Origin of the sequence: Kitasatospora sp. NPDC049258, from assembly GCF_040678895.1 — a bacterium.
Taxonomy (GTDB): Bacteria; Actinomycetota; Actinomycetes; order Streptomycetales; family Streptomycetaceae; genus Kitasatospora.
The window spans coordinates 217,240-228,934 of sequence record NZ_JBFAQT010000007.1; the positions used below are offsets into that span (position 1 = coordinate 217,240).

At 74.9% G+C, this 11,695-nt stretch carries 10 protein-coding genes; 6 read left to right on the top strand and 4 right to left on the bottom strand.

What is annotated here, in order from left to right:
* Positions 1 to 194: 194 nt before the first annotated feature.
* The gene (locus AB0K43_RS09350; protein WP_363637504.1) at positions 195 to 2,516 is read left to right on the top strand and encodes a glycosyltransferase family 39 protein; all 2,322 of its coding nucleotides are present in this window, start codon (positions 195 to 197) and stop codon (positions 2,514 to 2,516) included.
* A 120-nt stretch (positions 2,517 to 2,636) separates the two neighbouring features.
* Here AB0K43_RS09350 and AB0K43_RS09355 read toward each other — a convergent pair whose 3' ends face one another.
* From AB0K43_RS09355 to moaA, 4 genes are all read right to left on the bottom strand, one after another.
* The gene (locus tag AB0K43_RS09355; RefSeq protein WP_363637506.1) at positions 2,637 to 3,023 is read right to left on the bottom strand and encodes a hypothetical protein; all 387 of its coding nucleotides are present in this window, start codon (positions 3,021 to 3,023) and stop codon (positions 2,637 to 2,639) included.
* Positions 3,024 to 3,244: 221 nt separating this feature from the next.
* Complete coding sequence (locus tag AB0K43_RS09360; protein ID WP_363637508.1) at positions 3,245 to 4,384, bottom strand: AI-2E family transporter; 1,140 nt, start codon at positions 4,382 to 4,384, stop codon at positions 3,245 to 3,247.
* Positions 4,385 to 4,547: 163 nt separating this feature from the next.
* On the bottom strand, positions 4,548 to 5,303 hold the full coding sequence (locus AB0K43_RS09365; RefSeq protein WP_363637510.1) for an HNH endonuclease family protein: 756 nt from the start codon (positions 5,301 to 5,303) through the stop codon (positions 4,548 to 4,550).
* 153 nt (positions 5,304 to 5,456) lie between these two features.
* Positions 5,457 to 6,473, bottom strand: coding sequence for a GTP 3',8-cyclase MoaA (gene moaA, locus AB0K43_RS09370; RefSeq protein ID WP_363637512.1), 1,017 nt, complete (start codon positions 6,471 to 6,473; stop codon positions 5,457 to 5,459).
* Positions 6,474 to 6,612: 139 nt separating this feature from the next.
* Here moaA and AB0K43_RS09375 point away from each other — a divergent pair, with 139 nt between their 5' ends.
* From AB0K43_RS09375 to AB0K43_RS09395, 5 genes are all read left to right on the top strand, one after another.
* Positions 6,613 to 7,293: a nucleotidyltransferase family protein gene (locus AB0K43_RS09375; RefSeq protein ID WP_363637514.1), complete on the top strand. Its 681-nt coding sequence runs from the start codon at positions 6,613 to 6,615 to the stop codon at positions 7,291 to 7,293.
* Between the two features lie 178 nt (positions 7,294 to 7,471).
* Positions 7,472 to 8,335: a hypothetical protein gene (locus tag AB0K43_RS09380; RefSeq protein ID WP_363637516.1), complete on the top strand. Its 864-nt coding sequence runs from the start codon at positions 7,472 to 7,474 to the stop codon at positions 8,333 to 8,335.
* Between the two features lie 258 nt (positions 8,336 to 8,593).
* Positions 8,594 to 9,403 carry a hypothetical protein gene (locus AB0K43_RS09385; RefSeq protein ID WP_363637518.1) on the top strand — a complete coding sequence of 270 codons (810 nt, stop codon included), beginning with the start codon at positions 8,594 to 8,596 and terminating at the stop codon, positions 9,401 to 9,403.
* 102 nt (positions 9,404 to 9,505) lie between these two features.
* Positions 9,506 to 10,375, top strand: a complete 870-nt coding sequence (locus AB0K43_RS09390; protein ID WP_363637520.1) for a (2Fe-2S)-binding protein — start codon at positions 9,506 to 9,508, stop codon at positions 10,373 to 10,375.
* A 133-nt stretch (positions 10,376 to 10,508) separates the two neighbouring features.
* A complete protein-coding gene (locus tag AB0K43_RS09395; RefSeq protein ID WP_363637522.1) occupies positions 10,509 to 11,582 on the top strand; it encodes a DUF2637 domain-containing protein in 1,074 nt (357 codons plus the stop codon).
* The last annotated feature ends 113 nt before the right edge of the window (positions 11,583 to 11,695 follow it).

An 11,695-nucleotide genomic window follows, 5' to 3' on the forward strand; every position in this document is an offset into this window, starting at 1 on the left:
GCCACCCCCGCTGAACGGCAGTACCCGGACGCACCCGGCAGTCCCTCGCCACCGGCCTCACCGTCCGTCACGTGCCGCCGTTCGGCGCGCCCGGGCGGCCCCGGCGCCGGGTCGCCCCTCCGGCCGGAGAGATCACACCGCGCTCACAGAGGGTGTTCACCGGCCTCTCAGGAACGGCCGCCAGCGTAGCCCCCATGACCACGACCAGTTCCGTTCCTCCGACCAGCGAGCCGTGGCCCGAGGCTGCGGACCACCCGCCACCGGCGCCGCCGGCCCGGGCCGCGGTCGTCGCCCCGTTCCCGCCCGTCGCCCCGTTCCCGCCCGTCGCCCTGCCCGAGCCCGGCCCGAAGGGCCCGCACTCCTGGCCCGGCCGGCTGCGCACGCTGCCCGCCCGCGCCTGGCGCGGCCGCCCGGACGACCCCCGCTGGGCCCGCCCGGCCCTGCTCGGCCTGCTGGCCGCGACGGCGGCGCTGTACTTCTGGAACCTGACCGCCTCCGGCTGGGCCAACGCCTTCTACTCGGCCGCCGTGCAGGCCGGCAGCCGGAGCTGGGAGGCCTTCTTCTACGGCTCCTCCGACGCGGCCAACTTCATCACCGTCGACAAGCCCCCGATGGCGCTGTGGCCGATGGCGCTGTCGGTCCGGATCTTCGGGCTCAGCTCCTGGAGCATCCTCGCCCCGCAGGTGCTGATGGCGGTGGCGACCGTCGCCACCGTGTACGCCACCGTGCGGCGCCGGTTCTCCCCGCTCGGCGGCCTGGTGGCGGGCGCGGCGCTGGCGCTCACCCCGGTCGCGGCGCTGATGTTCCGGTTCAACAACCCGGACGCGCTGCTGGTGCTGCTGCTGACCGTGGCCGCGTACGGGCTGGTGCGGGCGACCGAGACGGCCGGCACCCGGTGGCTGCTGTTCACCGGCGTGATGTTCGGCTTCGGCTTCCTCACCAAGACCCTGCAGGCCTTCCTGGTGCTGCCCGGCTTCGCGCTGGTCTACCTGGTGGTGGCCCCGACCGCGCTGTGGCGCCGGGTGCGACAGCTGCTGCTCGCCGGGCTGGCGATGCTGGTGTCGGCCGGCTGGTGGGTGGCGATCGTCGAACTGGTGCCGGCCTCGGCCCGGCCGTACATCGGCGGCTCGCAGGACAACGACTTCCTCTCCGTCACCTTCGGTTACAACGGTTTCGGCCGGATCACCGGCGACGAGACCGGCAGCGTCGGCGGCGGCGGTGGCGGCCGGGGCGGTCAGGGCGGCGGCCAGTGGGGCAGCACCGGGATCACCCGGCTGCTCGACGGCGACATCGGCGGCCAGATCGCCTGGCTGCTGCCCGCCGCGCTGATCCTGCTGGTGGCCGGCCTCTGGGCGACCCGTCGCTACGGCCGCACGGACAGCGCCCGCACCGCCTTCCTGGTCTGGGGCAGCTGGCTGCTGGCCACCGGACTGACCTTCAGCTTCATGTCCGGGATCTTCCACCAGTACTACACCGTCGCCCTGGTGCCGGCCGTCGCCGCCCTGGTCGGCATGGGCGCGGACGGCCTGTGGCGGGCCCGGCGGCGTCTGCCGTACGCGGCGCTGCTGGCCGGCGTGGTCGCGCTGACCTCCTGGTGGGCGTACGTCCTGCTGGGCCGCAGCGCCGAGTTCCTGCCGTGGCTGCGCTGGACGGTGCTGGTCGGCGGCCTGGCGGCGGCCGCCGCCCTGCTGCTGGCGGGCCGGCTGGCCGGCCGGCTCGGCGCCCGGGTGGCGACGGTCGCCGGGCTGGCGGCGCTGGCGGCCACCCTCGGCGGGCCGGCCGCGTACGCGCTGGACACCGTCTCCACCGGCCACTCCGGCTCGATCGTCACGGCCGGGCCGCGGGTGCAGAGCGCCAACGGCTTCGGCGGTCCGGGCGGGGGCCCGGGCGGCGGTGGGCGGATGAACTTCCCGGGCGGCACCGGCGCCCCCGGCGGCGCGGCCCGGGGCGGCGCGGCTCCCGGCGCTGGGCAGACCGGTGGCTTCCCGGGCGGCGGATTCCCCGGTGGCGGCTTCCCCGGCCAGGCTCCCGGCACCGGCGGTACGACCACCCGCGGCGGGGAAGGCTTCCGTGGCGGCATGGGCGGCGGCATGGGTGGCGGCGGCGGCATGGGCGGCCTGCTCAACGGCGCCCAGGTCAGCAGCGAGCTGTCCGCCCTGCTGAAGCAGGACGCCGGCTCCTACACCTGGGTCGCCGCGGCGGTCGGCTCGCAGAACCAGGCCAGCTACCAACTCGCCACCGGGGAGCCGGTGATGGCCCTCGGCGGCTTCAACGGCACCGACCCGTCGCTGAGCCTGGCGGCCTTCCAGCAGTACGTCGCGGAAGGCAAGATCCACTACTTCATCGGCGGCGGCGGCATGGGAGGCGGCGCGGGCGGCGGCATGGGAGGCGGCGCGGGCGGCAACGGCGCCTCCGCCAACGACTCCTCCAAGATCGCCGCCTGGGTCGCGGCCACCTTCACCGCCAAGACGGTCGGCTCCGCCACCATCTACGACCTGACCCAGCAGCACAACTGACCGAACACCCGCGGGCCCGCCGAGCTCCCTCGGCGGGCCCGCTCCTTGCGCCCCGTCCGAACGAGCGACCGTCAGGTAGCCGGTCGTCCGTCTACCAGGACAACGCTGAACCCCGATCGGTCACTGGTCGGAGTAGCTGAGGTCGCCGATGGTCCAGCTGCTGATGTCCTCGATGGCGATCCGGTACATGCCGCCGGTGTGCGGCAGACCGAAGCTGCCCTGGAGGATCTTCGCGAGGTGCAGATGGAGATGGGTCGGCCGCGCCGCCCGCTCCTTCGTCCGACCCCGGCTCCCCTCCCCGGCCCCGGACGCGAACAGCGGCGAGAACGGCTTCAGGTGCTCGGACGCCTCCAGCACCTCCGCCACCCGCTCCCGCCACAGCGCCTCCGGCGCGAGCCTCCCGGTGATCACCGCCCCGGGCACGACCACGGTCAGCGGCATCTGATTGCTGTGCTCGGACTCCACCGTCGCAGCGATGTCGACGAGCAGCCCGTCAGGTTTCGACATGCGGCCAGCCTAGCCCCTCCCCTTCCCCCCACCCGGCCCACCGCCGCCGGGCTGCGCCACACCGTCCGCCATGTTCCGTGCCCTCCCCTGCAGCGCGGTCGGGCCGAGGGCGCCGGGTGGATCTGCTGCCAGCCGTCGAAGCCGGGGCCGCTTCGCCCATCGTCCACTCCGCCGACGGCATGCTTTCCAGCCCCGGACCGCCCGGCCCGCCGGCACGGGGGCTACCCGTCCGCGCCGGCCTCGGTCCCGCCGCGCCGGAGTTCCGCGGTGACCGCCCAGACCACGGAGACCGCCGGGACGGCGACCACGGCGCCGATCACCCCCGCCGCGATGCTGCCGCACAGCACCGAGGCGGCCACCACCACGGGGTGCAGGTTGACCGCCCAGCTCATCACCAGGGGGTGCAGCAGGTGCCCCTCGATCTGGCCGATCACCACGATCAGTGCCAGCACGACCAGCGCGATCACCGGCCCCCGGGAGGCGAAGGCCACCAGCGAGGCGACGACCATCGCGATCGGCGAGCCGACCAGCGGGATGAAGGAGGCGAAGAACTCCAGCAGGGTCAGCGGCAGCGCCAGCGGGACACCGAGCAGGAAGAGCGCGATGCCGACCAGGATGGCGTTGGTGCCCGCCACGATGACGATGCCGCGGGTGTAGCCGGCGAAGGTGCGCCAGGCGGTGCGGCCGGCCCGGTGGTACGGGTCCCGGGCGCCGGGCGGCAGCTGGCCCCTGGTCCAGAGCCACATCCGGTCGCCGGAGTGCAGCAGGAAGACCGTGGTGAACAGCGCCAGCGCGGCCCCGGTGGCGACCTCGACCGCCCGGCTGGCGCCGCTGATGGCGCTGCTGATAAGCGTGGAGCGGTGCTCGGTGAGGTAGGTGGTGACCTTGCTGCCCAGGTTCTCGAAGACCGAGCGGTCGACATGGAACGGCGGCCCCGCGAGGAAGCGCTGGAGCCGGTCCACGCCGTTCTGGAACTCCTTGCTGAGGGTGGTGGTCTCCACCGCCACCGTCTCCCCGACCAGCGCCAGCAGGCCGGCGATCACCACCACCGCGCCGACCAGCGCGACCAGCACGGCCAGCGACCGGGGCATCCTCCGGGCGAACAGGTCGACCACCGGCCGGAGCACGGAGGTGATCACCAGCGCCAGGAAGAAGGCCAGGGTGACCAGGTGGAAGCGGCCCACGACGATCAGCACCAGGTAGCCGGCCGCGGCGATCACCAGCAGCCGCCAGGCGTAGTCGGACAGGCCGCGCAGCGCCGCGGAGGGCCCTCGCCGGCCGGCCGCTCCTTCGGCGGCGGCCCGCCGTCGCGCCTGGTTCCGGGGGCCGCGGCCGGGCCGCGCTGGGTGCTGATAGGACATCACTCCTGCATACCCGCCCGGCCCCGGCACCGGCGGCTCCCGCGCCGGGGACGCGCCCCGGCGCCCCGCTGCTTCACACCGCTGCTTCACACCGCTGCTTCACACCGCCGCCGGCCCGCGCCATCGCGTCGGGCAGCCGTCCTTCGATCCCCGGCGCGAGCGGCTAGCCGCCGCACTGCGCCAGCATCGCCTTCTTGTCCGCCGCGGTCACCGGCAGCTGGTACTTCAGCGAGACCTGGGCGAACCGCACCGCGTAGGAGCAGCGGATCTCGGTGTTGGCGGGCAGCCAGGTGGCCGGGCCGGAGTCGCCCTTGGAGGCGTTCTGCGAGCCGTCCGCCGGGATCAGGTTGAGCGGGTCGTTGGCTATCTGCACCCGCTTGGCCTTGTCCCAGGCGGCGGCGCCCTGCTGCCAGTCGTAGGAGAGCGGCATCACGTGGTCGATCTGGATCCGGCTCGCCTGCTGCTTGGTGAACTGCACCAGCTTGCCGGTGTACGGGTCGTAGATGGTCATCCCGGTGACCACGCAGGCGGAGCCGTCCTTGTGCTCCACCTTGGTGCCGTCCCGGCCGAGCAGGTCGTCGCGGGTCGAGCAGCTGTTGTGGCCGAGCGGGACGCCGTCCACGTTGTCCGTCCACGGCGGCCCGAACTGGTCCCGGTCGTAGCCGGTCTTGGGGCCCGGCTCGGCCGTCCTGACCTGGGCTATCAGCGTGCGGGCGGCGCTGCGGTCCTGGTCCGAGGTGATCGGCGCGAGGCCCGGCCTGGTGCCGTCCGGGTTCTGCAGCGGGTTGGTGCCGCGGGCGGACGAGGACCCGGAGGAGGTACCGGACGAGGAGCCGGGAGTGCCGGTGCAGGCGGTGAGCGCCAGCGCGGGGAGGAGCAGCGCGGTGGCGGCGGACAGGGCGGTACGGCGGGCGCGCACGGAGTTCTCCCCCGGGTGGAGTGAGGCTGAGTGGAGTCAGGTGACAGCGCACCAGAACACCAGTGCTGCTCACACCGGGTCAAGTCACTCCGTCGGGGCGTATCCGGTCATCGGAGGCGAGTCGGACGGACGGGGGCGCGGTGCGGCGCGCGTTCAGCCGCCGATCGCGGACATCGGGCGCTCCGGCCGGACGAACCCGGCGGAGTCGATGGCGTGGCCCGGCCCCTTGCGGGCGATGGTGTTGCGCCAGGCCGACTCGACGGCCGCGTCGTCCGCGCCGCCCCGCAGCAGCGCCCTCAGGTCGGACTCCTCGGTGGCGAAGAGGCAGTTGCGCAGTTGGCCGTCGGCGGTCAGCCGGACCCGGTCGCAGCCGCCGCAGAACGGCCGGGTCACCGAGGCGATCACGCCGACCACGGTGTCGGTCCCGGCGATCCGCCACTCCTCCGCGGGGGCGTTGCCGTGCCGGCCGACCGGCACCAGCGCCCAGCGGCGGCCCAGGACCTCGAGCATCTCGTCGGCGGTGACCATGGTGTCGCGGTCCCAGGCGCCCTGCGCGTCCAGCGGCATGGACTCGATGAACCGCATCCGGTAGCCGTGCTCGGCGGCGAACTCGACCAGGTCGAGGATCTCGTCGTCGTTGACCCCCCGGACCGGGACGGCGTTGATCTTCACCGGGTCGAGCCCGGCCGCCCGGGCGGCGGCCAGACCGGCGAACACGTCGGCGATCCGGTCGCGCCGGGTGATCTCCGCGTACCGCTCGGGCCGCAGGGTGTCGAGGCTGACGTTGACCCGGTGCAGTCCGGCCGCCTTCAGCTCGGCCGCCGTACGGGCCAGCCCGATGCCGTTGGTGGTGAGCGACAGTTCGGTGCCGAGCCCGGTGAGCCGGGCGATCAGACCGGGCAGGCCGCGGCGCAGCAGCGGTTCGCCGCCGGTGAGGCGGATGCTGCGGATGCCGAGCCGGTCCACCGCGATCGCGACCAGCCGGACGATCTCGTCGTCGGTGAGCACCTCGGGCTTGGGCAGCCAGCTCAGACCCTCGGCCGGCATGCAGTAGGTGCAGCGCAGGTTGCAGCGGTCGGTGAGGGAGACCCGCAGATCGGTGTGGACCCGCCCGAAGCGGTCGACCAGCGGGGCCGGCGCGCCGTGCCCGTGCTCTGTACGTGGTGCCATCAGCCCAGTACAGGCGCCGCGGGGCGGAAGATCCAGCGGCGGAAGAGCCGGGCCCCGCGGCCGACCCGCACCACCACCTCGTACGATCATCCAACTGCCCCGGGCTGACCAGCGCGGACGGCGAGGACAGACTGGAGCCATGGAAGCCCGGCACACCCAGGACCGCCCACCCCCGGACCGCCCGCCCCAGGACCATCCGTCCCAGGACCGCCCGCCCCAGGACCGCCCGTCCGTGCCCGCGCTCGTCCTGGCGGCCGGCGGTGGCCGGCGGCTCGGCGGCCGGCCGAAGGCACTGATCCGCTACCGGGGGCGGCCGCTGATCGAGCACGCGCTGGCGGTGGCCCGAGCCGGCGGCTGCGACCGCACGGTGGCGGTGCTCGGTGCGGCCGGTGCCGAGGTCCGCAGCACCGCCGAGCTCGGTGACTGCCTCCCGGTCGACAACCCCGACTGGGCCACCGGCATGGGCTCCTCGCTGCGGGCCGGCCTGGCCGCCCTGCCGCCCGGCGCCTCGGCGGTCCTGGTGCTGCTGGTGGACACCCCCGGCGTCACCCCGGCCGCCGTGGCCCGGCTGCTCGCCGCGCACGCCGCCGGGGCCGAGCTGGCCGCCGCCGGGTACGGGGGCCGGCGCGGCCACCCGGTGCTGATCGGTGCGCCGTTCTTCGCCGAGGCGCTCGCCGGCGCGGTCGGCGACGCCGGCGCCCGGGCCCTGCTCGCGGCGCACCCGGCCGAGCTCCGGCTGGTCGAGTGCGGCGACGTCGCGACCCCCGAGGACCTGGACACCCCGGCCGATCTGGCCCGCTGGACCGGCGCCGCCCACTGATCGTCAGCACCTCCCGCACACCCCCCGTGGCGAGCGTACGACGGCGCGCGGCCTCCGACCACGGCGTGATCCCGCCCCTGAACTGTCCCGGAGGATTGCCGCATTCCGTGCCATCACCTGCGCGCTTGGGCGAGGATGGGGGACGTAGCCGCCCAGCCGACGGAACGGGGTGCCAGCCATGGCCGCAGTGCCGCTGCCCGACGACTTCAGCGAGCCGGCGCGGTTCGGGTCCGGGCCGCCGTCCGGGGCCAGCGCGATCCGCTGTCCCGCCTGCCGCCGCGAGCACCTGTACGAGCCGCCGAGCCTGCCCTGCCCGTGCGGCGCCCAACTGCGGGTCCCGCTGCTGCGCGGCGGGGTGCCGGTGCAGGTGCGCTTCCGCTCCTGGGAGGACTCCTGGTTGAGCATGCGCTGCCCGCACTGCGGGCGCAGCGACCAGTGGCCGCAGCCCGAGTTCACCTGCAACTGCGGTGCCACGGTGCGGCTTCCGGTCGATCGGGCGCCGCGGCTGCAGAGCACCGGGCTGCCCGGGGCCCCGGCGGCGACCGGGCCGCAGGGTGACCGGCCGCCGAGCGCCCGCCCGTACACCACGGCGGTGCCCTCCGGCCCGGTGGAGCCCACCGGTGCGCCGAGCGGGCACGGGCAGCGACTGCTGCGCCCGCCGTTCCGGCCGCAGCCGGTGCACACCTCACAGGACGCGGTGCTGACCGCGGCCCGCTACCTGCAGTGGCTGGGCTTCGACGACCTGGAGCTGACGGAGGGTCAGGATCGGGACGCGGTGACCCTGTTGGGCGGCCACCTGGTGGCCCGGGTGGACACCTGGGCCGAGCCGGCCGACGTCAAGGCGGTCGAGTGCCTGTGGCTGGAGACGCTGCACGCCGAGCAGGTGGCCGCGGCGATGTTCACCACCGCCGGGTACTCCCGGCAGGCGACCGTCCGCGGCGAGCAGCTGCTGGTGGCGCTGTTCACCCTGGACGCCGCCGGCATACCGCAGGCGGCCAACGGCGCCGCCGAGGCGCTGATGGAGACCGGCTGGACCTCCTGAGCCCGCGGCCGCCGGACCACCTGCACCCACGGCCCGACCCCCTGGGCCTGCGGCTCGACCCCGCGAGTGGCCCGCGGCCCGACCTCCCGCGCCCGCGGCCGGGCCGCAGGCGCCCCCGGCGCGGTCCGGCGCCGCCTCCGACGGACCGCCAGATTCCGGAATCAGTCGCGCTCGTGATCTGGTGCACAAGCTCACCCCCGTGTTGAATTGCCGCCACAGCAGTCCCGCTCGCTGGATGGCGCACACAAGGAGGTGGCGTTGTCGGAGCACGGAACGGCCCTGGGGGGGACGGCGGAGGCGGTCTGGCGTCTGCGGTCGCGCGGATGCTGGCAGGAGGCCGCCGAACTGCTCCGGCCCAGTGCCGCACACAGCCCCACCGCGGCCTTGAGCCGCGCCGAACTCCTCATCGAACAGTGCCTGTTCACCGCCGAGCACTGGGAGCCGGCCGAGGACGCCCTACGACTGGCGGAAGCCCGGGTGAACGGCACCGCGCAGCGCGCGGCCGCCTCCTGCGCGCGCGGCTTCCTCGCCTACGTGGCCAGCGTGCTCGGCCCGCGCGACCGGCTGGACGAGGCGCAGGCCGCGCTCGGCCGGACCTCGGCGATGCTGCCGCCCGCCGCACCCGGCCGTCCGCTGCTGGACTTCCGGCGCGGCCTGGTCGCCGAGAACCTGCTGCACGACCCGGGCGCGGCCTGGATCGCCTACCGCCGGGCGCACGACGGCGCGGCGGAGCACGGCGACCAGCTGCTGCGCTCGTACACCTGGCAGCACCTGGCCTCGCTGGCACTCACCGCCGGTGACCGCGAGCGGGCGCAGGAGGGGTTCCGGGCCTCGCTGCGCCTGCGCGAGGAACTCGGCTTCACGGTCGGGGTGGCGCCGGCGCTGGCGGCGCTGGCCGACGTCTCGACCCCGGGGGAGGCCGCTCGGCTGCGGGCCGAGGCAGCGCGGCTGGTGCAGGCGCTCGGCGGCGTACCGGTCTGGCTCGCACGCCGGTTGCGTGCGCTGCCCACGCCCGGCGCTTCCTCGGACGGACGCATCGAGGACCAGATACCCGACGGAATCAGCTAAGGTGAGCCTAACCTGGCTGGGGTGAGCAGTGCCCCGGCCGGGTCAGCCGCCTTGCCGTTCCCGGGCACCCCAGGGCGTTCCGGTCGACCCGATGGGCCACCGATGACCGTGCGCAGCGCCGCGCCCCTGCCGGCCGTCCCCGACCCCGAAGCGCCCCTGGCGGCGAGCTACCACCGGCTGGCCGACGCCCTTCCCGCCCTGCGGATCCACTGCGCGTCCACGCGCCCGGGCGATGACCCGGGCGCCGACCGGGACCACGGCCGGGGCGAGGGCCGGGGCCACGGTTGGGTGCGCGCCGCCGACCTGGCCCAACTCCCGGGTGTGCTGGCCGAGTCGGTCGCCCGGGAGAGCCGGGAGGCGGCGCGGCGCTACGGCGCCGCACCCCGGCCGGACGTCGCGGCCGGGCTGTGCCTGCACCGCTACGCCTGGCCGGTGGCGCTGGCCTTCACGCTGCCCTGGTTCCTGGAGCGCCGGGTGCCCCGGCTGCCGGTCGAGCGGGTCGCCGTGCGCCACGGCGGGAGCGAACTCTCGCTCGCCACGGACGAGTTCAGCTGCCTGCCGGACGACCCCCGGGCCGGACTCCCGGGCGCCCGGGTGGTGCCGGACGAGACCGCGCTGGAGCGGGCCCTGCTGGCCGGGCTGGTCGAGCACCTCACCCCGGTGCTGGCGGCCTTCCGGCCGCTGGTGCGGCGCGGCCCGCGCACCCTGTGGGGGCTGGCCACCGACGAGGTGGTGGAAGGGCTCTGGTACCTCGGCGGCCTGCTCGGGGAAGAGGAGCGCGCGGTCGCGGAACTGACCCGCCTGCTGCCCGGCACGCCCCGGCCGCCGTTCACCGGCGGGGCCGGGTTCGAGCTGCTGGAGCGGCCCGGCGCGGAGCCGCTGCGGACCCGGACCCGGGTGAGCTGCTGCCTGTTCTACACGATCCGTCCGGCGGAGGCCTGTTTCGGCTGCCCTCGCACCGCGAATATCTGACGCTCTTTCGATCCCGCGTTCGGGATTTCCCTCTCACCGGTGTATTGCCACCGAACCAGCAATTCCACTTGCAATTCTCCGCCATGATGGTCCCCGCTCATCACTAGGCAGGAAAGCGAGGCTGGTTCAGGTCATGAGACTGTCGGACATACCGCTGGGCTGGGCCGTCGCAGGGGTGGCCGCCCTGGTGGTCACCGCCGCGCTGGTGGCCGTCGCCCGCACCCGAGCCGCCGCCGCGGCGGCCGGCGGCTCGGATTCCTGGGAGCGCAGCGAGGAGCGCCGGCGACGCAAGGAATCGATGTACGGCGGCGCCTCGTACGTGCTGCTGTTCTGCTGCGCCGCCGTCGCGGCCGCCCTCTCCTTCCACGGCCTGGTCGGCTTCGGGGTGCAGAACCTCAACCTCTCGGGCGGCTGGGAGTACCTGGTGCCGTTCGGGCTGGACGGCGCGGCGATGTTCTGCTCGGTGCTCGCCGTCCGCGAGGCCAGCCACGGTGACGCGGCGCTCGGCTCCCGGCTGCTGGTCTGGCTGTTCGCCGGCGCCTCGGCGTGGTTCAACTGGGTGCACGCCCCTCGTGGGTTCGGCCACGCCGGAGCGCCGCAGTTCTTCGCCGGGATGTCGCTGTCGGCCGCGGTGCTCTTCGACCGGGCGCTGAAGCAGACCAGGGTGGCGGCCCTGCGTGAGCAGGGGCTGGTGCCCCGTCCGCTGCCGCAGATCCGGATCGTGCGCTGGCTGCGCGCTCCGCTGGAGACGTACGCCGCTTGGTCGTTGATGCTGCTCGAAGGCGTTCGCACGCTGGACGAGGCGGTCGAGGAGGTCCGCGACGACAAGCGCCAGGCCTCCGTCAACCGTGAGCAGCGGCGGATGGCCCAGCGGCGTGAGCGGGCCGAGATCCGCGCCATCGGCCGGACCAGCGGCGGGGTCTGGCGTCCTCGCGCGGCGCCGCCGCGGCAGCTGGAGCGTCAGCTGGAGCACCAGTTGGAGGCCGGCTCGGAGCCTGCCATAGCCGGGCCCGCCGGCCAGGAGCCGACCGGGGCCGCGGCGGCCACCGCGGCCGCCCCGGTCGAGGGGCGGCCGGTCCAGGCCGGGCTGCCCGCCCGGGCGGCCCGGCGCAGCGTCGACCTGACCCCGGAGGAGGACACCTTGGCCATCCCCCGACTGGACTCGCTGGAGCAGAAGCTCAAGGACCTGGAGCAGCAGTTCGGCTGATCCCGGGTCAGCTCCGGCACGGCGGCGCGGATGACGAACAGGGCCGCCCATCGCCATCTGTAGGGGGACTCGGTCGCGGTCATCTGGAACTCCTGGTGGCTTGGACGACTTAC